The organism is Thermodesulfobacteriota bacterium, from assembly GCA_030583865.1.
In the GTDB taxonomy this organism is placed as follows: domain Bacteria; phylum Desulfobacterota; class GWC2-55-46; order GWC2-55-46; family GWC2-55-46; genus UBA5799.
Map to the genome: position 1 here is coordinate 1,233,367 of CP129479.1, position 21,856 is coordinate 1,255,222.

Consider the following 21,856-nt stretch of genomic DNA (forward strand, 5'->3'; position numbering starts at 1 on the left):
GCTTTTTGGCAGCCTGAATGTGATTTTGAGTTTTTCAACAGCCTGATAATCCGGCCCTTCCGTTTTTCCCCTTCCTAATCATGTTTAGGGTATAATCAACTGAAATCAAATGGCAGGGGTGCGCTTCATGAGGGAATACGACGTCATCGTCGTGGGCTCGGGCCCGGGCGGGCAGAAAGCGGCCCTTCAGGCCGCGAAGCTCGGGAAAAGGGTCGTTATCGTGGAGAGGAGCCAGTATCTCGGCGGGGCCGGGATACACACCGGGACGCTCCCGAGCAAGACCCTCCGGGAGATGGCGCTCCTTTATTCAGGTTTCAGGGAGCGGGCCATATTCGGCCTCCAGCTCATAATGGACAGGGACGTCACCCTTAACGAGATACTGCACAGGAAGACCGAGGTCATACGCCGCCAGCTCGAGGTGGTGATGGACCAGTTCACGCGGAACCGCGTCGCCATAGCCTACGGCACTGCGTCGTTCCTGGACAGCCGCACCCTGGAGGTAAGAGGAGAGGGGGGCGGCGGGGAGGTCTTCAAGGCCGGGGTCATAGTGCTCGCTCCGGGCTCAAGGCCGGCGCGCCCTCCGGAGGTCCCATTCGACTCGGGCCATATCTACGACAGCGACACCATCCTTAAGCTCGACAGTATCCCGCGGAACCTTACCGTAATAGGCGGCGGCGTCATCGGCTGCGAGTACGCGTGCATCTTCGCCGCACTGGGCGTGAAGGTGAACCTCGTCGAGAAAAAGAAAAGGCTCCTCAACTTCGTGGACGAGGAGGTCGCGGAAAACCTCACCTACAGGATGAGGCACTCTGGCGTGACCATGAGGCTTGATGAAGAGGTGGTGGACATCGCTGTAGAGGCCCCGGGAAGGGTAGTGACGCGCTTGAAAAGCGGAAAGGCCCTTGCCTCCGAGAAGGTCCTTTACACTATGGGCAGGACCGGAAACTCCGACGCCCTCAACCTCGACGCGGCGGGTCTCAAGGCCGATGCAAGGGGGCTTATATCGGTCAACGAGGACTTCCAGACGGTCATTCCGCACATCTACGCCATAGGCGACGTGATAGGCTTCCCGTCGCTCGCCTCCACCTCGATGGAGCAGGGGAGGAGGGCCGTCTGCCATGCCTTCCACAAGGAGGGGATAACCTGCGAGCTTCCCGGGCTCCTGCCTTATGGCATATATACCATACCCGAGATAGCGATGGTCGGGGAGACCGAGGAGAGCCTTATGCTCAAGGGCGTGCCATACGAGACCGGCTCGGCATACTTCCACGAGGTCGCGAGGGGGCAGATAATAGGCGACACGCACGGCATGCTCAAGCTCATATTCGACAGGGAGACGAGGAGGCTTCTCGGGGTCCATATCGTCGGCGAGCGCGCAAGCGAGCTCATACACCTCGGCCAGGCGGTCATGTGCTACGGCGGGCCCATAGACTACTTCAAAGACGCGGTCTTCAATTACCCGACCCTTTCGGACGCATACAAGGAAGCGGCCCTGAACGGCCTTAACAAGCTCTGACTGGTATCCCGGTTCCCGCCTGTCCTTGACATGTCCGGGCCCCGGGGGAATACTTACCTGATAGGACGCATCCTTAACAAAAAGAACGGTGCTGAATGAGGCTCGTGAGCGACTCGGGATCTCTCGTATACATACCTGCCGGCAGGGTCAGGCTCGAGGGCGCGCTTGCCGTGCCGGACGGCGCGGAAGGCATAGTCCTTTTTGCGCACGGGAGCGGGAGTTCCCGCCACAGCCCGAGGAACAACTACGTGGCCGGGGTCCTGAGGAAAGCGGGGCTCGCTACACTCCTCATGGACCTCCTTACGAGGGACGAGGACATCGACTACGAGACCCGTTTCGACATAAACCTCCTTGCGGAAAGGCTCGACGCGGCTACGTCCTGGCTCGCTGAGGAGGACGCGACAAAGCGCCTGCGTATCGGGTACTTCGGCGCGAGCACGGGAGCTGCCGCGGCGCTAAGGAGCGCGGCAAGGGCCGGAGAATCGATAGGCGCGGTCGTCTCCAGGGGAGGGCGGCCCGACCTCGCGATGGACGCACTCCAAACGGTGAAATCGCCGACGCTGCTTATCGTCGGCGGGAGGGACGATATAGTAATAGAGCTGAACAGGAAAGCCTACGAAAAGATAACGGCTGAAAAGGAGATGGTAATAGTCCCCGGAGCTACCCACCTGTTCGAGGAGCCGGGCGCGCTCGAGGAGGTCGCAAGCCTCGCCGCCAGATGGTTCAGGGAATACCTGAAATCACCGGCATGACAGCTGCCCCAATTGAAGGACATCCTTGCGGCGCATCGTCCCTTCGAATTCCAGGAAAAACCGGCGTGAAAAGGTTGCGGACGGCGCTTTTTCAAAGTAAAATCCCATTGACCTGTTTGGAACCCCCTTACCATAGGGAAAATTATTGTGCTTAAGCTCGCCCGCATATCCGTCCTTCTGGTGGCGGCCTTATTCCTCCCTTCATCGCTCTTCGGGGAGACGCTCGCTCCCGTCCGCCTCGAAGTGCCGGAGAAGTTCAGAAAGGGCGTATTCAGCGCTGAAAGGAACCTCCAGGCCGTTCCCGGGCTGAAGGTCTCGGTATACGCGGCCGGAGTCCCGGGTGCCCGGTTCATGGCTGTAAGGGAAGACGGAGTGATATTCTTAAGCTCCCCTTCGGAAGGGAACGTCCTGGCGCTGCCCGACAGGAATAGCGACGGCGTGGCTGACGAAATCATGGTTTTCGCCAGGAACCTCAAGAGGCCCCACGGCCTGGCCTTCAGGGACGGCACGCTCATAGTCGCGGAGACAGGGAGCCTCATAGCCATCGAGGACACTAATGGGGACCTCAAGGCCGATGTGAAAAGGATACTCAGCCAGGACGTGCCCGCCGGCGGCGGCCACTGGACAAGGACGGTCGTATTGGGGCCGGATAACGCTCTCTACGTGTCAGCCGGTTCGAGCTGCAATGCCTGCATTGAGGCGGACAAAAGGCGGGCGGCTGTTTTGAGGTTTACGGATTCGAAGGCCGAGATATTCGCAACCGGTTTGAGGAATAGCGTCGGCATCGAGTTCCACCCTCAGACGGGCGAGCTCTGGGGCGTGGACAACGGCAGGGACAGAATAGGTGACGACATCCCGCCGGAGGAGCTTAACCTCATAGAAAAAGGCGGGGACTACGGCTGGCCCTTCTGTTACGGGGACCGTGTGCCTGACCCTGAGCTCGGGAGCCCTGAAAGGTGCAGGGACACAGTGCCTCCGGCTGTCGGTATGCAGGCCCATTCCGCTCCCCTTGGGATCTCCTTCGGCTACGGCCTGGAATTCCCCAAGAGGCTCAAGGAGGCCCTTTATGTCGCATTTCACGGCTCATGGGACAGGACGGTGCCGACAGGGTATAAGCTCGTCGCAATACCGTTCAGGAACGGAAGGCCTTCTGGAGCTCCGTTCGATGTCGTGACAGGCTGGCTCGTGGAGGGCGAGGCGTGGGGAAGGCCGGTGGACGCGGTCGTGGGGAAAGACGGCGCGCTTTATCTATCCGATGACAGGGCAGGGGCAGTGTACAGGATAACGTATTCGGGAAAACGCTGAGCAGGCTGTTGAAAAAGTCGTTCTCCGTCGTTGTCTTCGTCGTTCGTCACTGCGGCGTACCGAAAAGTACGCCTCATTCCTCGCTCCTCAATTCCAACGGGGCCTCGCATCTGGAGCTTTTTGAGCAGCCTGAATAAAAAACGGAGTTTTGCTATTAGAAAGAAATTTATACCTGCTTCCCCTTCCTGTTTCCCCGTCTAAGGTGGAAGAATAACTATTCGCTCGCTGCGGGGAATTTGTCCTGAACATGGTTAAAGCCTAAGCCTTCCTCTTGAAAAAGACCGCCGAAAGGGGAGGAAGGCTGATATCGATAGAAAAGGGCCTCTTGTGCGACGGGATATCCTCCGTTGAAACCCCGCCCAGGTTCCCCTTTCCGCTTCCGCCGTAGATTTCAGAGTCGCTGTTCAGTATCTCCTGCCACCAACCGCCCTCAGGAACTCCTATCCTGTATTGCTCCCTGTAGACCGGCGTGAGGTTGCAGACTACAAGAATGGTGTCCTCAGTGTTCCTGCCCTTCCTTAAAAAACTGATAGCGCTGTTCTCCCAATCGTGGAAGTCCACCCACTCGAAGCCATCGTCCGAGAAGTCGAGCTCATACAGGCCCGGCTCTGTCCGGTAAAGGCGGTTCAGGTCCGCTACCCACCTCTTTACGCCCGCGTGGCAGTCGTAGGCAAGCACGTGCCATTCGAGGCTCTCGTCGTGCGTCCATTCCCTTACCTGCCCGAATTCCCCGCCCATGAAGAGGAGCTTTTTACCTGGGTGTCCGTACATGTAGCCATAAAGTAGGCGCAGGTTCGCGTGCTTCTGCCACTCGTCGCCGGGCATCTTCCCTATGAGCGAGCCCTTGCCGTGCACTACCTCGTCGTGGGACAGGGGGAGGATGAAGTTCTCGGTAAAGGCGTACCAGATGCTGAATGTGAGCTGGTTATGGTAGTACTTCCTGAAGACCGGGTCCTTTGAGAAGTATTTCAGCGTATCGTGCATCCAGCCCATGTTCCATTTCATGCCGAAGCCCAGGCCGCCGAGCCACGTGGGCTTTGAGACCATCGGCCATGCCGTTGATTCTTCCGCAAAGGTCTGCACGTCGGGGAATTCGTGGTACACGGCCTCGTTAAGGCGCTTGAGGAACCCTATCGCCTCTATGTTCTCCCTTCCGCCGTGCTCGTTTGGTATCCATTCGCCCTCTTCTCTCGAATAGTCGAGATAGAGCATGGACGCCACGGCGTCCACCCTTATGCCATCCACGTGGTACTTGTCGAGCCAGAAAAGGGCCGAGCTTATGAGGAACGAGCGCACCTCGTGGCGTCCGTAGTTGAATATGTAGCTCGCCCAGTCCGGGTGGAAGCCCTTTCTCGGGTCGGAGTGCTCGAAAAGGTGGGTGCCGTCGAAGTAGGATAGGCCGTATTCGTCGCCCGGGAAGTGCGAGGGAACCCAGTCGAGTATGACCCCTATGCCGTTTTGGTGCAGGTAGTCGACGAGGTACATGAAATCCTGCGGCGTGCCGAACCTGCTCGTCGGCGCGAAGTAGCCGAGGGTCTGGTATCCCCACGAGCCGTAGAACGGGTGCTCCATGACCGGGAGGAACTCGACGTGCGTAAACCCCGTCTCCTTTACGTATTCGGCGAGCTGGACCGCCATCTCGCGGTAGGAGAGGGACCGGCCGCCCTCTTCAGGGACCTTCCTCCACGAGCCCAGGTGCACCTCGTAGATGGAGATGGGCTTGTCGAGGGCGTTGCGCTCCTTCCTTTTAATCATCCATTCCTGGTCGCCCCATTCATAGGAGAGGTCCCAGACGACCGAGGCGGTCTTTGGCGGGCACTCCCAGTGGAAGGCGAAGGGGTCGCCCTTCTGCACCCTGTAGCCGTGGTATCTCGACTTGATGAAGTACTTGTATAGGGTTGAATGGCCGAGGCCTGGGACGAAGCCCTCCCAAATCCCGGACCAGTCGTCGCGCACCTTGAGCCTGTGCGTCTCGGTGTTCCAGCCGTTAAAGTCTCCCATGACATAGACGGACTCCGCGTTCGGCGCCCAGACCGCGAAGTGCACGCCCTTGACGCCGTTTACCTCGGAAAGGTGGGCGCCGAGCTTGTTGTAGAGCTTGTAATGGTTGCCTTCCTTGAAGAAATATATGTCGTGGTCGGTTACGTGGCTTGATTCATGAAGTACGTTTGGCGAAGTCATGGTTACCCCGTTCATAAGACCAGCTACCCCCTGTCAGGCTGCTGAAAAAGCCCACTTCAAGGCGTCGTCTTAAAAATTGGACACTCCGGCGTACAAAAAAGTGCGCCTCATTCGACTCCTTGCATCTTGAGCTTTTTGTGCAGCCTGAACGTTTTATTATTAAGCAGCCAGGCGGAAATATCATCAAAAAAACCCGGCGACGGCATGGACTAATATAGCACATTTCGGCGCGCTTTGAGCATGTTTAACCGAACGCCACTTGCCGGGTGCAGCAGGACCGCCTAATATACTGTTGAAATAATGGGCAGTTTACATTATATTTTTTTATCTGTTTCAACCCCCAAGAGAGGACAGGCGCGCCCATGCCCCTGCTAAACTTGTATAATGGCGGAAAATAGAAAGAAAGTCATCCTGGTCTCCAACGATGACGGCATACGCTCCGAGGGGATTTTGAAGCTCGCCTCGGCGCTCCGCCGGGTGGGCACCGTCTATGTGGTCGCGCCGGACAGGGAAAAGAGCGCGGCGAGCCATTCCCTTACGCTCCACAGGCCCCTGAGGGTGGAGGGCGCAGGAACGCGGATGTACGCCGTGGACGGCACCCCTACCGACTGCGTAACTCTTGCCGTAAACGGCATACTCGCCGAAAGGCCCGACATAGTGGTTTCAGGCATAAACAAGGGCGGCAACATGGGCGAGGACGTATCCTATTCCGGCACTGTCTCCGCCGCAATGGAGGGGACGCTCCTCGGGATACCGTCCATTGCCGTATCGCTCCTTGAGAAGGACGGCTACGACTTCGGATATGCGGCGGCCTTTGCAGCGAGGCTTGCAAGGCACGTGCTGAGGGAAGGGATGCCCAGGGATACCCTCCTAAACGTGAACGTCCCGCCGGAAGCCCCCAGGGGCTACAGGATTACGACCCAGGGGAAAAGGTTCTTCAGCGACGCCGTCGTGGAAAAGGTAGACCCCAGGGGCAAGAAATACTACTGGATAGGCGGCGACCTCGAAAGATGGGAAGGGGGCGCGGACGCCGACTTCAGGGCGGTGCATGACGGCTACGTCTCGATAACGCCCATACACCTCGACATGACCAATTACCGCTCGCTCACGGAACTCCGGGGCTGGAAGATAAGATGAAAAAGGCCGGGGCCGCGCAGCCGGCGTTGAGGATCAAGCGAGACATATACGAGCGGTCGAGGCGGCACATGCTGGAGACCCAGCTCATACCGCGCGGCATAAGGTCGAGCGCGGTGCTCGACGCCATGCTGGCCGTCCCCAGGCACCTATTCGTGGACGAGGCGCTCCATTCGCAGGCATACTCGGATTTCCCCCTCCCCATAGGAGAGAAGCAGACAATATCGCAGCCCTACATGGTGGCTTTCATGGCAGAGTCGCTCGGGCTTACCGGCGCCGAGCGCGTCCTTGAGATAGGCACGGGTTCCGGCTACCAGGCGGCGGTCCTTTCGCTCCTTGCCGGTAAGGTATACTCGGTAGAGCGGATATCCAAGATAGCGGACAGGGCGCGGAAGCTCCTCGACGGCCTCCTTTGCCGTAACGTCGTCATAAGGGTGGGGGATGGCACAATGGGGTGGCCCGACGAAGCGCCGTTCGACGCGGTGATCGTCGCCGCTGGCTCGCCCGAGGTGCCGCAGGCCCTCGTAGACCAGATGAAGCCGGGCGGAAGGCTGATAATACCCGTCGGGGGAGAGGACTCGCAGAGGCTTTTGAGGATAACCAGAAAGGCCGGGGGCGCGGTGACGGAAACGCTCGGCGCGTGCAGGTTCGTAAAGCTCATCGGAAAGGCGGGCTGGCGGGAAGAGAAGGACCGTGCCTGACCGCCCGTCAAGCAGGCCCGTCATAGGGATCATCGGCTCCGGGCTTGAAGACGGATCCCTTAACGCACTCGCGGAGGTGACCGGGGCCCTAATAGCCGAAGCCGGGTGCGTTCTCGTAAACGGCGGCCTCGGCGGGGTAATGAGGGCATCGGCAAGGGGCTGCAGGTCCAAGGGCGGCATTTCAATCGGCATGCTCCCGGGGCTCGACCCAGGAGAGGCCAACGAGTACGTAGACATCCCCATCCCGACCGGCATGGGCGAGATGAGGAACGCCCTTATAGTAAGGGCGGCCTCGGCGCTCATAGCCATAGGCGGCGGCTACGGCACGCTTTCGGAGATGGCCCTTGCGCTCAAGTCAGGAAAGCCGGTCATAGGCATAAAGACGTGGGACATATCCGCCGAAGTGATGAAAACGGAAAGCCCGGCCGAGGCAGTAAGGCTCGCGTTTAAGGCGGGCGGCTTTTAGCCAGGCTGCTGGAATAACCCGATCCGCAGTCCTCATTTTTAGACTCCTTGTCGAGCTTTTGGTAGCCTGTTTAAGATTTTAGTTTTTCAGCAACTTTCAGAAAAAAAGAGTCCTGATGTTTTTTTTGAGCACCCCCTTCCACAGAATCGTTCCACTGTCTCTCCTCTTTTTTTTCGCGCTTCTTTCAATTCCAGGCTGCGCCGGTCCTGGCGTATATCACACGGTCAACAAGGGTGAGACCCTCTGGAGGATATCCAAGACCTACGGGGTGGAGCTCCAGGAGGTCGCCGAGATAAACAATATAAAAGACCCCACTGACATAAAGGCAGGCGCGAAGATATTCATACCCGGAGTGGCGAAAGTAAGGAAGGTAAAGCCTTATTCGCCGCCTGCATCCGGCGGAAAGGAAGAGGCCGGGCGCATTGTGGTGGAAAAAGGGCGGTTCATCTGGCCCGTCAAAGGGGTTGTCATATCGCATTTCGGCATGAGAAACGGCGTGCGGCACGGCGGCATGGACATAAAGGCGGAAGAGGGCGCGCCAGTCTTTGCCGCGGATTCCGGCGAGGTCGTCTTCGTTGACTCGAACATGCGCGGGTACGGGAGGATAATCATATTAAGGCACGCGGATGACTATTATTCGGTATACGCGCATAACAGGGAAAACCTTGTAAGCCACGGTGAAAGGGTGGAAAAGGGCGCGCGAATAGCGACGGTCGGCCGCTCGGGCAACGCCTCGACACCGCACCTCCACTTCGAGATCCGGCAGGGAAAGACCGTAAGGAACCCGCTTTTTTTCTTGCCATGACGCGAGAATTGTTGTAAAAGGTTTAAAACCGGAAACGCGACCTGATATGCTTCTTTGTCCCGGACTAATCCTTTAGGGAAGGGGTAGAGGCCGTATGGAGAAGCATGAGGGCTCAAATCAGGGCACTTTCATCAGGAAGCACACCCGGGACGGCAGCGAAGGGTGTGACGGCTTTTCAACCGATTCTGTAAAGTTCTACTTCAACACCATCAAGAAGTTCCCGCTCCTTAAACCTCCCGAAGAAAAGCTCCTCGCGAAAAGGATAACGAAAGGCGACCAGGATGCAAGGCGCCGGATGATAGAGGCGAACCTCCGTCTCGTGGTCAATATCGCGAAGAAGTACATGAACAGGGGCTTTCCGCTGCAGGACCTTATAGAGGAAGGCAACATAGGGCTAATAAAGTCCGTGGAGCGGTTCAGGGCCTCCAAGGGCTGCAAGTTCTCCACATACGCCACCTATTGGATAAAGCAGTCCATCGAGAGAGCCATCGCCAACCAGGCTAACGTCGTTAGGCTCCCCATCCATGTCACAGCGGACATCTCGAAGCTCTGCAGGGCGACAAGGGAGCTTACGATGGCCCTCAGCAGGGAGCCTGACTGGAGCGAGCTTGCCGAACGGACCGGCTTTACCGGGCGGTATGTAAAGAAGCTCGATTCAATCGGAAAAAAGAGCTATTCGCTCGAAGCGTCCCTCCCGGACGGAAGCGAGCAGTCGCTCCTCGACAGGCTCGAGGACCCGGCAACGCTTCCCCAGGTCGACCTCCTCGACTGCAAGCGCAAGGCCGAAAGAGTGAACGCGTGGCTCGCCTCCCTCGACGAAAACGAGCGCAGCGTCATAAAGCTCAGGTTCGGCATAGGGAACGGCGGCCCGGAGACGCTCGAAGCCATAGGCAAGGCCTTCGGGGTCACGAGGGAAAGGGTGCGCCAGATAGAGGTGAAGGCCCTCGGGAAATTGAAAAGCCTCGCAAGGGACAGGGACAAGGTAGCTTCCCTTGATGCCCTCTGAGCTTAGCAGGCTGCTGAAAAAGCCGTTCTCCGTCGAAGGCTACGTCGCTGGCTACGAAGGCGTTCAAGAAAAGTACGCTCATTCCTTGCCCCCCTGTTCCTAATGGGGGGGCGCATCTGGAACTTTTCGAGCAGCCTGAATAAAAATGGTTTTTTTTAGCAAGCTGTTAGGGCAACCTCTTTTTATCCCGGCCTTCCGGGAAAGCGGAAAAAAATCTCTATTTTTTTTAGAGGTTGCCTTGTGCTAATATGTCTTGGTTTCTGCGACAACCAGACCAACGCCAAGGAGACGGTTAATGATAGACCAGCTCAAGCAGGCCATTCGCGACGTTCCGGATTTCCCTAAAAAAGGGATACTCTTCAAGGACATAACCACCCTTTGCAAGGACGCATCCTCATTCCAGCGCATGGTGGACCTGATGGGCCACAGGTACGTGGGGAAGCGCATAGATCTGGTCGTCGGCATAGAGGCTAGGGGGTTTGTCGTGGGCGCGGCCCTGGCCTACAAGCTCGGGGCGGGCGTGATACTCGTAAGGAAGCCGGGGAAGCTCCCGCATAAGACGCACAAGGCGAGCTACTCGCTCGAATACGGCACGGACAGCCTGGAGATACACCAAGACGCCATCGAGCCCGGCCAGAACGTGATAATTGCCGACGACCTCCTTGCAACCGGCGGCACGGCTGCTGCGGTCGCTGGGCTTGTTCAGAGCATGGGCGCCAATATCGTCGAGTGCTCATTCATAGTAGAGCTCGACGAGCTTAAGGGAAGGGAGAAGCTCGCGCCCCATCCGGTATTCTCGCTACTTTCGTACTAGCAGGCTGCTCAAAAAGTCGTTCTCCGTCGAAGGCTACGTCGCTGGACACTCCGGTGCGTACACGAAAAGTACGCTTTCTAAAGGTTTGCCTCAAGGCAGCTCCATGTTAACGGGGGCAGCGGCTTGAATGCCGCTGCCCATTATTTATGCCTCCATTCAACCCCGTGCCGGGGATAATCCTTTCAGTGGTCTTCGCGCTAATCGCCGTAAGGCAGGTGGGCACCCTGAGGCTCGCCATCTGGCAGATAATGCTCGGCGGCGCGCTTGCCGCGCTCCTTTCAGGCTCCATAGGCCCCGCGCGCGCCCTCTCCTCGATCGATATCGACGTGATGGTCTTCCTTTTCGGCATGTTTGTGGTGGGGGAGGCGATGGTCGAGAGCAGGTACCTGCACCATATTGCCGACAGGCTTTTCAGGAGCGCCGGGAGCGCTAGCGCCCTGATACTCTACATACTCTTCATAATGGCCTTCTTTTCGGCTGTCCTCATGAACGATACCATAGCCATAATCGGCACGCCTCTCATGTTGTCGTTCGCGGCCAAGCATAATATGAAGCATAAGCTATTGCTCCTGACACTTTGTTTCGCGATAACTTTGGGAAGTGTCGTAAGCCCCATCGGCAACCCGCAGAACCTTCTCATCGCGCTCCACGGCGGCATCATCAACCCGTTCGTTACCTTCTTTAAATACCTTGCGGTGCCTACTATCATTAACCTCTTCATGGCTTTTTTCGTCCTCAGGCTTTTTTTCAGGGAGGAATTCCATGCCGTAAGGCTAACGCACCCGGCTGAGGAGGTGAGCGACAGGGCGCTTGCCGGGCTTTGCAGGCTCTCTATCGCGGTACTCCTCATAATGGTCTCTATAAAAGTAGGCTCCGTCTTTCTCGGGTTTGATCCGGGACTCAAGCTCACCTATATAGCGGTAGCGGCTGTCGCCCCGCTCGTCGCCTTAAGCCCGAGGCGCGTGGATATCGTAAGGAAAATAGACTGGCATACGCTCGTCTTTTTCGCGTCGATGTTCGTCCTCATGACGAGCGTCTGGGACTCGGGGCTCATACAGTGGCTTGCGGCCGGATGGTCCGGGGCCGGGTCGCACGGCTCGATACTGGCCCTGAGCGTCATTTTAAGCCAGCTCCTCTCGAACGTGCCCTTTGTCGCGCTTTACATTCCCGTGCTCGACGTGGCAGGCGGGAGCGTGGCCGACCTCATGGCCCTTGCCGCCGGGAGCACCATAGCCGGGAACCTCCTCATACTCGGCGCGGCAAGCAATATCATAGTAATCCAGAATTCCGAGAAGAACGGTGTCCCGGGCGTATCCTTTCTCGATTTTGCCAGGGTAGGCGTGCCGCTTACGATGGCTAACACGGCAGTCTACTGGGCGTACTTCGAGCTGATCCTCCATATGCCCGCTTGACAAAATCTTAACTTCAGCTATTTTGAGTAGAAAAATCTGATGAGGTCCGTCGAATGAGCAAGAATATCGAGAAGGTGCTTCAGGAGCTTAAGGAAAGAAGGGACAACCTGGATATCGCGATAAGGATACTCCAGAGCGAGGTGAAGGAGACGAGGCCAGCCAAGAGGCGCGGCAGGCCGAGGAAGAAGGCCGAGGCCAAGGAGGGGTGAGTGGGTCCCGGATAAGGTGTATGACTAAAAAACCGTCCGTGTCGCCCGCTGCGACCACGCGGGACCGCAGGAAATAGTCCACGGCAGAGGCTTACTTCTAACAGCTTGCAGAAAACTCCGTTTTTATCCAGGCTGCTTAAAAAGTTCCAGATGCGAGGCCCCCGTTGGAACAGGGGAGCGAGGAATGAGGTGTACTTTTCGTGTATGCCGGAGTGTCCAGCGACGAAGACAACGACGCAGATGGACTTTTTCAGCAGCCTGCAAATCAAACCACTTCCATCAGCACGCATTTCAGGTACTCGGTCTCGGGCACGGCGAGCGAGACCGGGTGGTCCTTTGCCTGCGAGCGTATCTCGATTATGCGGGCCTGCCTGCCCGCCTTCTTCCCGGCAGCGCGGAGCATATCGAGGAACATGGCCCTGTCCACGTGGTACGAGCACGAGGACGTGGCGAAGAGGCCGCCCGGGCTGAGGAGCCGCATGCACGCGGCGTTAGTCTCGGTATAGGCTTTTAGCCCTTCGGCCGTCCGCGCCTTCGATTTCACGAACGCCGGCGGGTCGAGCACTATGCAGTCGTATCTCTTCTGCGCCTCGGCCTCCTCTTTCATGAGCTCGAAGACGTCGGCCTTTATGAACTCGCACCTCTCGGTCAGGCCCGAGAGGGCGGCGTTTTTCCTGGCCTGTCCGATGGCGTAATCGGAGGAATCCACGCCCCTCATCCTCATGCCCGACCTGGCGAGCGAGATGCTCCAGGCGCCGGTGTAGCAGAAGAGGTCGAGCCCGTCGCCTTCGGTTGCGAAGGACGCGAATGTTTTCCTGTTCTCGGCCTGGTCGAGGAAAAACCCGGTCTTCTGCCCTGACATGGGGTCCACTTCGAGCACCGCCCCGTCCTCTTCGAGCCTCGGCAGTGGGTCGATAGAGCCCTTCAATACCTTCTTTTCAAGGGGAAGGCCTTCGAGGGAGCGGATTGAGCTGTCGTTTCTGATGACTATCGAAGAAGGCTTATAGACCTCTTCGAGCGCTTCCAGCACCATGCCTGAGAGGGCTTCCATGCCGAGGGTGAGGAACTGCAGCGACAGGCAGTCCCCGAACTTGTCGACTATAAGGCCCGGGAGGAAGTCGCTTTCGCTGTAGACCGCCCTGAACGAGCTTTTCTCCCCTATTGCCCTCTTCCTGTATTCCAGGGCCGCCTCTATCCTCCGCTTGAAAAAAGCGGTATTTATCTCTTCCCTTTTCCGGGTCAGTATCCTTATGGATATGAGGGACTGGGGGTTTGCATAGCCTATCCCGAGGAAGTTTCCATTCCTGTCTGTAAGCTCGACCAGAGAGCCGGGGACGAAGTTTTTGGGGCTGGTGAAGAGCTCGTTCGAGAAGACCCATAAGTGCCCGCCCAGTATGCGCGTTATCCTGTTTACGGCAGCTATTTCCATTTCGACTCCAAAACGAAGCGTATTATAATCATTAAACCTGCAATCCGGACCTGGCGGCGGGGGTTGCAATTTTCCGTGTTATGGGAAAGACTTGATTATATCCGGTTTTTACATTAGTACATATAAAAAAGAAGAGGTGCCTGATGGCTGTGGAAAAGAGGCGCGAAGGCGGCGAGCCGGAGAGCATAGAGGTCATACTGAGGACCGGGCAGAGCCTCAAGCTACGGCCCATACGCCCGACTGACAGGCAGAAGCTAAGGGATTTTTTCTACCGGCTGAGCCCCCGGACAAGGTATCTCAGGTTCCAGTACGCCAAGGAGCATATAACCGAGGAGGAGCTCAAGTATTTCACCGAGGTCACCCCTCCCGCAAGGTACGCGTATGTCGCGGCCATAGGCGAGGCCGAAAAGGAGCAGATAGTAGCGGTCGCGAGGTGGGACCTGCTCCCCGGCACATCCAATGCCGAGGTGGCCTTTACCGTCGAGGACAATATCCAGCTCCACGGGATAGGCACGCTCCTCCTTGAGGAGCTCGCGAAGGCGGCCCTTTCCTACGGCATAACCCTTTTCAGGGCGCAGGTGCTCAATGAGAACACCCGTATGCTCGAGGTCTTCGACGAGAGCGGGTTCATATTCAAGAAGGCCTTCTCCGAGGGCGTATACCATTACACCATAGACCTCAAGGACCAGGAGGAGTATTCCAAGCGGCAGGCCTACAGGGAGCACATAGCCCGCAGCGAAGGCGTGAGAAAGCTCCTGAACCCTAAGCGGGTCGCCATAATCGGCGCGTCCAGGAGCCCGGAGAGCGTGGGCGGCGCGCTCTTCAGGAACATGCTCAGGGACGGGTTCAAGGGGGTCGTCTTCCCCGTGAACCCAAAGACCGATTCCATTGCCGGCGTCCTTTCATATCCGACGGTGCTGGACGTGCCCGTTGACATAGACCTCGCTGTCGTGGTCGTGCCTGCCGAGCACGTGCCGGCTGTCGTGGACCAGTGCGCGCAGAAGGGCATAGGGACGCTCGTAATCATCTCGGCGGGGTTCGGGGAATCCGGGCCAGAGGGCAGGGAAAGGGAGCGGCAGCTCAGGGAAAAGATACTCTCCTACGGGATACGGGTTGTCGGGCCCAACTGCCTCGGCGTCCTTAACAACGTTCCGGATGTGCGGCTCAATGCCACCTTCTCGCCCGTCATAGCGCCGCCCGGGAACCTGAGCATCGGCTCCCAGAGCGGCGCCCTGGGATTGGCGCTCCTTGACCACGCGAAAAGCATAGACCTCGGCATCTCCTCTTTCGTGAGCTTCGGGAACAGGATCGATATCGCGACCGACGACCTCCTCGAATACTGGGAGGACGACAAGAACACCGACGTAATCGTCCTCTACCAGGAGTCGTTCGGGAGCCCGAGGAAGTTCGGACGCATCGCCAAGAGGATATCGCACAAAAAGCCGATAATAGCGGTGAAGGCAGGGCGCTCGCTCGTGGGCGCGCGGGCCGCGACCTCGCATACGGGCGCGCTTGCGGCATCCGACGTTGCCGTGGACGCGCTATTCAGGCAGGCCGGGGTCATAAGGGTGACTACCATAGAGGAGATGTTCAACGCGGCGGAGGTGCTTGCGCACCAGCCGCTCCCCAAGGGGCCGAGGGTCGGCATACTCACGAACGCCGGGGGCCCGGGCGTGCTTGCGGCGGACGCCTGCGAAGGCTTCGGCCTCAAGGTGCCGCCGCTATCTGAGGAGACGCAGACGAAACTAAGGGAGTTCCTCCCCAAGGCCGCGGCGGTCACGAACCCGGTGGACATGATAGCCACCGCCCCTCCCGAGTCGTTCAGGAGGGCGCTCGAGGTGATGCTCGGCGACCCGGAGCTTGATTCCATAATATTGATCTACATACCGCCGCTCGTCACAAAGCCCGAGGACATAGCAAGCTCGGTAAGAGCGGCACTCGAAGGTTACAGGGGGGGCAAGCCTGTCGTCACCTGCTTCATGATGTCGCAGGCCACGATGGAAGGGATAAGGAAGGAGGCTGGGCTCCGCCCGTTCGTCTTCCCCGAGGACGCGGTCCAGGCGCTTTCGCTCTCGTACACTTACTCGCTCTACAAGCACAGGGCCGAGGGCTCGCCCGTCAGGTTCCCGGGGCTCGATACCGAAGCCATAAGGGACTCGGTCTTCGGCGACGGGGCCGAGAGGGGCTGGATGATGCCCGAGGCCGCGCTCGACCTCCTTAAGCAGTACGGCATCAAGGCGGTGGAGACTAGGGTCGCGATGGACGCGGATGCTGCCGCAAGGGCCGCCGCTGAGCTCGGCTTCCCGGTAGTCATGAAGGTGCGCTCCCGGAGGATAGTCCACAAGACCGACATCGGCGGCATAGCCGTCGGGCTTGCCAGCGAGGACGAGGTGAGAAAGGCCTTTAACGGGATTCAGCTCAGGGTGGAAGAGGCGGGCATGCTTGACGAGATGCAGGGAGTGATTGTGCAGCCGATGATAAAAGGCGGGCAGGAGATGATAATCGGCATGTCGGTAGACCCGCTCTTCGGCCCGCTCATCATGACAGGGCTCGGGGGAGTGGAGGTAGAGCTTTTAAAGGACGTATCCTTCGCCATACACCCGCTTAACGACATCGAGCCCGAGAGGATGCTTACGCAGCTCAAGAGCTATCCGCTCCTAAAGGGCTACAGGGGCAGGCCGCCCAGGGACATAGCGAGCCTAAAGGACACCATACTCCGCTTTTCGGCCCTCATAGAAGACTTCCCGGAGCTTGAGACCATAGAGATAAACCCACTCATGGTCCTTGGCGAAGGCAAGGGCTCGGTAGCGGTCGACGCCAGGGTCTACATCCGGGCCCAGGAATCGCCGGCTTTCTAAAGAGGTTGCAAACACTTTTCAGAGCTCTCTCATTGACCAGGGCGCCTCTTTTGAGGTAGAATAACTTGGTCCGGCTGAACTGGCCCTTCGTATGCGCATCGCACGGAACGCGCACGCAACTCTATCCCGCTCACGCTCTATCCAGACGCCTGAACCGCCGGAGTTATCTCATGCGGTCCTGTGGAATCCCCGATACTGCATAATGCTGGAAGGAAGGTTTCTCATTGGAAAGGAACAAGGCCCCTGAAAGAACCGGGGCGCCCTTCTTAAAAAAGCTCATTCTGGCTTCGGTCCTTGCCGTCCTCGGCATATTCATATTCGCCTTGACGCTCTTCCATCTCGTGCCTTCCCATGTCTACGAGAGGCTTATCTCCGCCACACTCAGGGAAAAGACGGGGCTCGCGCTCGAGAGCGCGTCCTCGTCGACCGTCTTCCCGTTCGGGTTCGAGCTGAAGGACGCAAGGCTCAGCGACTCCAACGGCAGGGGCATCGCGCGCCTTGACTCCGTAAGGGCGGACCTGATGCTCAGGGGTATCCTGTCGGGATTGAGGATGGACTTCAAGGGTGCCGCCGGGGAGGGCACTGTCGAGGGGTCGTTCCGTTACTGGCTTTTCGGGTCGTCTATTGACATGGAATCGAGGGATGTCGATTTCAGATACATCGAGGCGCTCGGCGCTGCCGGCGTCAAGGTCGAAGGCTCGTTCGACGGCAGGTTCTCCGTGAAGTCAGCCGGGGGCTGCCCTAAAGGCTTTGCCAGGATGGAGGGTTCGGACCTCAGGAACGCGGAGTTCCGTTTAAGGGGGATCCCGCTCTCGTTCGGCGATATCGAGGAGGCGGGCCTTTCCGCGGACTTGAGAAACTGCTCCGTCTTTTTAAACGGGTTATGGGTGGAGGGGGACAAGGCCTCCCTGAGGCTCCAGGGGAGCATAAAGCCGCTTACGCCGTTGGCGTCGAGCCCCGTCGACCTTACTCTCGAAATAGTGCCCCATGCCGAGCTCCTTCAAAACAACTATCTCCTCGCCTTTATCGAGGCCTACCGCAAATCGGCGAACTTCTATTCCATACCCGTAAGGGGCACTCTCGGAAGCCTACTGCCTGGCCTCTGACAGCCGCTCTCTTTTTTCCAGCTCAAGGAGCGCGCTGCGGGCTTCCTCCTGGCCCGGGAAATCCTTACCCGCCGCGAGCGCTGCCTTGAGCTCCTCTTTCGCGAGCTTGAGGTTCTCCCTCTCGATGTACGCGACCGCCAGGTGGAATCTTACAAGAGGGTTCCCGGGGAGCTTGGCCGCGCTTTCCTTAAGGAGCGACAGCGCCCTCATATGCGCTCCCTTTTTTAAATAGATCCAGCCCAGGGTGTCGGAAATCATCGGGTCGTCCGGCATTATCTCCTTTGCCATTTCCGCCAGCGGGAGCGCTTCGTCGAGATAGCCGTGCTCGGCGTATATCCAGGCCAGGTTGTTCGCTGCCGGGGCGAACCTCGGGTTTATCTCGAGGGCCCGGGCGTAATGCTCCGCGGCCTCCTGGTAGCTCTCCTGCGATTCGTAAGCGAGCGCGAGGAGCATGTGCGCCGGAAGCGAATCCGGGCTGTTCTCGACGGCCTTTTTGAAGTTGTCAATCGATTCGGCAAAGGAGCCTTTCCGCGAATACAGGCTGCCGAGCTCGATGTAAGGCTCTACGTAGTCGCTTTTCAGCTCGATCGCCTTCCTGAACGACTCTTCGGCCTTTTCGAGGTCGTTGACCGCGAGGTAAACCTTCCCCATGAGGTGATGGAGCCAGAATCTGCCCGGGTCAAGGGCTATCTCCTTTTTAATCCGAGCTACTGCAGGGCCGTGCTCTTTTCTCTCGATGAGTATGTTCGCGACCATCGTTATGGGGCGGGGGTCGCTCCTGTCGAGCGCGAACGCCTTCTCGAACAAGGCCAGGCTGCCTGGCACGTCTTTCTCCATCAGGCGCAGGGTGCCGAGACCGTAATGGCCCCTGGGGTCGCCGGGTTCGGCCTCGACTGCCGCCGCGAACATCTCTGCGGCCTTCTTGAGCTTCTTCTCCTTGATGTACAGGCTCCCGGAAGAGAGAAGCGCGGCAGCGTTTTGAGGGTCTTTCCGGAGGACCGCCTTGAGCTCGCCGAGCGCGAGCCATGTATCGCCTGTCTCCGCGTATACTGACGCGAGCGCAAGCCTCGCGTCGACTGATTCCGGGGCGAGCCGCACGGCTTCCTTAAGCTCCGTCTTGGCCTGCTCATGCCTCCCCCTGGCGCTGTGCACAAGGCCGATGGCGTAATGTGCCATCGCATGGCCGGGCTCCATCCGCACAGCGGTATTAAGGTCCGTAAGCGCCTCGGTGGTCTTTCCCTCGGTGGCCCTTAACCTGCCCCTCAGGTAGAGCCCGAAGTAGCCGTCAGGCTCCCCGGCCAGTATCTCTTCCACAAGCGGTGCCGCCTCTTTCGCATCCCCGCTGCTTATAAGGAATTCCGCGTATTTCTTCCTCAGGACGAGCCCTTCTCGTATTTTCGAAATGCCCTCGGCGTAGACAGCCCTGGCATCACCGGGCTTGCGCGACGCGAGATAATAATCGGCGAGCTTGATATAAGCGTCCGGCACTCCGGGCCATGCCCCAGTCATCCTCTTGTATGCTTCCTCTGCCTCCTTATCCCTGTCCATGCGGGAATAGAGGCCCCCAAGGGCGTCGAGCACGGCCAGATTGTCGCCTGTTTCCCTGGCGGCGCTCAACAGCTCTTTTTCGGCTTCCGTGAACCTTTTGAGGCCGATAAACATCCTGGCGAGCGCGATCCGGGGTGCCGGGTCGCCGCCTCCGGCGCCTATTGCCTTCCTGAAGCTTTCTTCAGCCGCCGGGTAGTCTTTCCTCTCAATGTGGATCTCCGCAGCCGCCATGAAAAGGCCGGCGTCAGGAGGGCCGAGGGAGACTGCATCGTCGATTAAGGAGAGCGCCTTGCCGAATTCTTTTTTCCCGGCGCTCGCCAAGGCCATCAGGAGGAGCGCTTCCCTGCTTTTTTGGCCGTCGTTATAAACGCTTTCGGCCAGCCTTAGCGCCTCGTCATGGTCACCCGAGGCGCGGTAGAGCTCGGAAAGCCCAAGGCGCGCGCCAGCGTGCGCTGGGGACAGCTCTATTGCCCTTTTGAACTGCCGCATCGCTGACAGCGGGCTTGACGGGCCGTCTATCCCGAGATAGGAAAGGCCGAGGCTGTAGTTGGCTTCGGCGCTTTCGGGCCTGAGCTGGACCGCTTTCCTGAACTCCCTGGACGCCTCCAGCAGTTCTCCGGATTCGAGCAGGATGCGGCCCCTTTCCATGTGGCCGTTAAAGGCCTTCTCCGGGCCGCGGCCGCACCCTGCTGCGGCGATGATAAAAAAGAGTACGATTGCGACCGAGACTGACGCCGTTTTTCCATTGCTTTTGATGGTTTTCATGTCAGCTTAGCCCGCTTATCCTTTTGAGTGTTTGTTTGGCCTCGTCCGAGCCGGGGAACTCGTCATTCAGGTCCAGCGCCTTCTCGATGGCCGCCCCGGCCCTCTCGGGGTCTCCAAGCTTTATGTAAACGAGGCCGAGCCTGTACAGGGCTACCGGGTCGGCAGCCCCGTTCCGCTCAAGCCTCGAATAAAGGGCGAGCGCGTCGCCGTGCCTGCCCATCCTGTAATATATCCACCCGAGCGTGTCGGCCATGGCCGCGTCCTCGGGGTCGAGAGAGCTTCCTTTCCTGGCGTATTTGAGCGCGCCCTTGAGGTCGCCGCGTTGCTCCGCAAGGAGCGACGCGAGTTTTTGGTACGCCTCCACGGACCTGGCCGACGATATTATCTTCTTGTATTCCCGCGCCGCGTCTTCGACCTTGCCGGCTTTCGCATACGAGTCGGCGAGCCTGGTCATTATCCGGACCGACTCGGGAGCCCTGCGTGCGGCTTCCGAATAGAAGCCTGCCGCCCGCTCGAATTCGTTTCTCGACTCGAGGATCTCTCCGAGCCCGGCGTAGGCAGAGACCATCCCCGGGTGGTCTTCTATTATTCCCCTGTACACTTTTTCGGCCTCAGCCGGATCTCCCAGCCTCTCTATGGCGCTGGCGCGGAGTACCCTCAGGAGCGGGTTCCTTTCCGTTTTCGGTACGGAGGCAAGTGTTTCCCGGTAGAGCCCGGCCCTGTTATAGAGCAGGGCCAGGCTCACCCTGGCCGCTTCCGCCCCGCCCGGGCCGAAGAGGAGGTCGGATCCGCCTTCGAGCGCCTGGAGCTCGGGGAAAAGGTCGGCGGCCTTGCCGAGCTCCTCCCTTCCTTCTTCCAGCTCGCCGAGAGAAAGGAGCACGCCGCCGAGGGCTATCCTTGCGACAGGGTCGAGCGGGTCTTCTTCGACCGCCTTAAGCGCCATGTCCTTTGCCCGTGAGCGCTCCTCCTGTAGCTGCAGAGTCACAGCGGCGTTCAGAAAACCCTCCCTGAGCCCCGGCGAGGTGGCTATAAGCGACTGAAAGCTCCTCAGCGCCTCGTTATAGTCCTCCTCTATAAGGCCTATCACCCCGAGGAAATAGGAGGTGAGGGAAAACTCGGGGTTCGAGCGGCTGAGCGCCTGGAAGCTTGCCCTGGCCTCCTTTGCCTGGCTGTTAAGGAGGTAGGCGGTTCCGAGTACCAGGTGCGCCCCGGGAGAATCCGGCTCGGATTTCAGGACCTCGCCCGCGTACTCTATCGCCCTGCCAAATTCGGCCTCGGCCAGGTGGATCCGGCTCAGGTTAAGGTAGTCAGGCTCCGTCCCGATGAGCCGTTCATAGCACTCCCTCGCGTTCCTGAGGAGTCCCTGGGAAAGGTAGATGGAAGCCATGTGCCTCAACACGCCCGGGTCGTCCTTGATCTTGAGCGCCTCATGGAAGTAGACGAGGGACTTGTGATACCGTGCTTTCGTAAGGAAGAACCGGCCCATGGCCCCGTATATCTCGGCGGCGAACCCGGCATCCGCCTCACTTGCGCTCCGGGCCTGTTCGACTGCCTTCTGTTCCGCGTTCATGGCGAGGTAGGCTATCGCGAGTATGAACCTTGCGGTCTGGTCCTGCGGGTCCCTGTCCAGGACATCTTCCTCGAGCTCGGCGGCCTTGCCGAACTCGTTCTTTTTCATGAACTCGATGGCCTCGTTGTGCGCGGCGCTGTTCGGAAGCGTATCCGGCGGTTCGATAAAGGCATGGGAGCTTCCGGCGGTAATCGCGACGGACGCCGCCAGGATGACAGGCAAGAGCGCCTTCAGGGCTCGTCTCATCGGGTCCCCCTCCTTTTTTCATGCGGGCCATGC

17 protein-coding genes are annotated in these 21,856 nt (G+C 58.8%); 13 read left to right on the forward strand and 4 right to left on the reverse strand.

Annotated elements, in window-relative coordinates; all coding sequences use genetic code 11:
• Window positions 1-127 precede the first annotated feature (127 nt).
• From sthA to QY316_05925, 3 genes are all read left to right on the forward strand, one after another.
• Entirely contained in the window at window positions 128-1,516 is a 1,389-nt protein-coding gene (gene sthA / locus QY316_05915; GenBank protein ID WKZ33931.1) for a Si-specific NAD(P)(+) transhydrogenase, read from the forward strand.
• A 95-nt stretch (window positions 1,517-1,611) separates the two neighbouring features.
• Window positions 1,612-2,268: a dienelactone hydrolase family protein gene (locus tag QY316_05920; GenBank protein WKZ33932.1), complete on the forward strand. Its 657-nt coding sequence runs from the start codon at window positions 1,612-1,614 to the stop codon at window positions 2,266-2,268.
• Window positions 2,269-2,415: 147 nt separating this feature from the next.
• Complete coding sequence (locus QY316_05925; GenBank protein ID WKZ33933.1) at window positions 2,416-3,573, forward strand: PQQ-dependent sugar dehydrogenase; 1,158 nt, start codon at window positions 2,416-2,418, stop codon at window positions 3,571-3,573.
• A 258-nt stretch (window positions 3,574-3,831) separates the two neighbouring features.
• Here QY316_05925 and glgB read toward each other — a convergent pair whose 3' ends face one another.
• The gene (gene glgB, locus QY316_05930; GenBank protein WKZ33934.1) at window positions 3,832-5,769 is read right to left on the reverse strand and encodes a 1,4-alpha-glucan branching protein GlgB; all 1,938 of its coding nucleotides are present in this window, start codon (window positions 5,767-5,769) and stop codon (window positions 3,832-3,834) included.
• Between the two features lie 369 nt (window positions 5,770-6,138).
• Here glgB and surE point away from each other — a divergent pair, with 369 nt between their 5' ends.
• The 8 genes from surE (at window position 6,139) to QY316_05970 (ending at window position 12,301) form a co-directional block, all read left to right on the forward strand.
• Window positions 6,139-6,891 (forward strand): 5'/3'-nucleotidase SurE, encoded by a 753-nt coding sequence (gene surE / locus QY316_05935; GenBank protein WKZ33935.1) that lies wholly within the window; start codon window positions 6,139-6,141, stop codon window positions 6,889-6,891.
• Complete coding sequence (locus tag QY316_05940) at window positions 6,888-7,589, forward strand: protein-L-isoaspartate(D-aspartate) O-methyltransferase (GenBank protein WKZ33936.1); 702 nt, start codon at window positions 6,888-6,890, stop codon at window positions 7,587-7,589. The genes surE and QY316_05940 overlap by 4 nt, the downstream gene beginning before the upstream one ends.
• Window positions 7,582-8,055 carry a TIGR00725 family protein gene (locus QY316_05945; protein WKZ33937.1) on the forward strand — a complete coding sequence of 158 codons (474 nt, stop codon included), beginning with the start codon at window positions 7,582-7,584 and terminating at the stop codon, window positions 8,053-8,055. The genes QY316_05940 and QY316_05945 overlap by 8 nt, the downstream gene beginning before the upstream one ends.
• 115 nt (window positions 8,056-8,170) lie before the next feature.
• Window positions 8,171-8,860, forward strand: coding sequence for a M23 family metallopeptidase (locus QY316_05950; protein ID WKZ33938.1), 690 nt, complete (start codon window positions 8,171-8,173; stop codon window positions 8,858-8,860).
• A gap of 94 nt (window positions 8,861-8,954) precedes the next feature.
• Window positions 8,955-9,866 (forward strand): RNA polymerase sigma factor RpoD/SigA, encoded by a 912-nt coding sequence (locus QY316_05955; GenBank protein ID WKZ33939.1) that lies wholly within the window; start codon window positions 8,955-8,957, stop codon window positions 9,864-9,866.
• Between the two features lie 298 nt (window positions 9,867-10,164).
• The gene (locus tag QY316_05960) at window positions 10,165-10,680 is read left to right on the forward strand and encodes an adenine phosphoribosyltransferase (protein WKZ34087.1); all 516 of its coding nucleotides are present in this window, start codon (window positions 10,165-10,167) and stop codon (window positions 10,678-10,680) included.
• Window positions 10,681-10,826: 146 nt separating this feature from the next.
• Window positions 10,827-12,092, forward strand: a complete 1,266-nt coding sequence (locus QY316_05965; GenBank protein WKZ33940.1) for an SLC13 family permease — start codon at window positions 10,827-10,829, stop codon at window positions 12,090-12,092.
• A 53-nt stretch (window positions 12,093-12,145) separates the two neighbouring features.
• Window positions 12,146-12,301 (forward strand): hypothetical protein, encoded by a 156-nt coding sequence (locus QY316_05970; protein WKZ33941.1) that lies wholly within the window; start codon window positions 12,146-12,148, stop codon window positions 12,299-12,301.
• A gap of 265 nt (window positions 12,302-12,566) precedes the next feature.
• On the opposite strand, the gene QY316_05975 is transcribed toward QY316_05970, so the two are convergent.
• Window positions 12,567-13,730: a class I SAM-dependent rRNA methyltransferase gene (locus tag QY316_05975; protein WKZ33942.1), complete on the reverse strand. Its 1,164-nt coding sequence runs from the start codon at window positions 13,728-13,730 to the stop codon at window positions 12,567-12,569.
• Window positions 13,731-13,873: 143 nt separating this feature from the next.
• On the opposite strand from QY316_05975, the gene QY316_05980 reads away from it, so the two are divergent.
• Both QY316_05980 and gspN read left to right on the forward strand, forming a co-directional pair.
• Window positions 13,874-16,588: a GNAT family N-acetyltransferase gene (locus QY316_05980; GenBank protein ID WKZ33943.1), complete on the forward strand. Its 2,715-nt coding sequence runs from the start codon at window positions 13,874-13,876 to the stop codon at window positions 16,586-16,588.
• A gap of 224 nt (window positions 16,589-16,812) precedes the next feature.
• On the forward strand, window positions 16,813-17,694 hold the full coding sequence (gspN, locus tag QY316_05985) for a type II secretion system protein GspN (GenBank protein ID WKZ33944.1): 882 nt from the start codon (window positions 16,813-16,815) through the stop codon (window positions 17,692-17,694).
• Here gspN and QY316_05990 read toward each other — a convergent pair.
• Complete coding sequence (locus QY316_05990) at window positions 17,677-20,007, reverse strand: tetratricopeptide repeat protein (protein WKZ33945.1); 2,331 nt, start codon at window positions 20,005-20,007, stop codon at window positions 17,677-17,679. The genes gspN and QY316_05990 overlap by 18 nt on opposite strands.
• 1 nt (window position 20,008) lies before the next feature.
• Window positions 20,009-21,823: a tetratricopeptide repeat protein gene (locus QY316_05995; GenBank protein WKZ33946.1), complete on the reverse strand. Its 1,815-nt coding sequence runs from the start codon at window positions 21,821-21,823 to the stop codon at window positions 20,009-20,011.
• Between the last annotated feature and the right edge of the window lie 33 nt (window positions 21,824-21,856).

Coding starts and splice junctions, on each gene's coding strand:
- sthA (WKZ33931.1), top strand. CDS start 128: ATGAGGGAATACGACGTCATCGTCGTGGGCTCGGGCCCGGGCGGGCAG.
- QY316_05920 (WKZ33932.1), top strand. CDS start 1,612: ATGAGGCTCGTGAGCGACTCGGGATCTCTCGTATACATACCTGCCGGC.
- glgB (WKZ33934.1), bottom strand. CDS start 5,769: ATGAACGGGGTAACCATGACTTCGCCAAACGTACTTCATGAATCAAGC.
- surE (WKZ33935.1), top strand. CDS start 6,139: ATGGCGGAAAATAGAAAGAAAGTCATCCTGGTCTCCAACGATGACGGC.
- QY316_05940 (WKZ33936.1), top strand. CDS start 6,888: ATGAAAAAGGCCGGGGCCGCGCAGCCGGCGTTGAGGATCAAGCGAGAC.
- QY316_05950 (WKZ33938.1), top strand. CDS start 8,171: ATGTTTTTTTTGAGCACCCCCTTCCACAGAATCGTTCCACTGTCTCTC.
- QY316_05955 (WKZ33939.1), top strand. CDS start 8,955: ATGGAGAAGCATGAGGGCTCAAATCAGGGCACTTTCATCAGGAAGCAC.
- QY316_05965 (WKZ33940.1), top strand. CDS start 10,827: ATGCCTCCATTCAACCCCGTGCCGGGGATAATCCTTTCAGTGGTCTTC.
- QY316_05970 (WKZ33941.1), top strand. CDS start 12,146: ATGAGCAAGAATATCGAGAAGGTGCTTCAGGAGCTTAAGGAAAGAAGG.
- QY316_05975 (WKZ33942.1), bottom strand. CDS start 13,730: ATGGAAATAGCTGCCGTAAACAGGATAACGCGCATACTGGGCGGGCAC.
- QY316_05980 (WKZ33943.1), top strand. CDS start 13,874: ATGGCTGTGGAAAAGAGGCGCGAAGGCGGCGAGCCGGAGAGCATAGAG.
- QY316_05990 (WKZ33945.1), bottom strand. CDS start 20,007: ATGAAAACCATCAAAAGCAATGGAAAAACGGCGTCAGTCTCGGTCGCA.
- QY316_05995 (WKZ33946.1), bottom strand. CDS start 21,823: ATGAGACGAGCCCTGAAGGCGCTCTTGCCTGTCATCCTGGCGGCGTCC.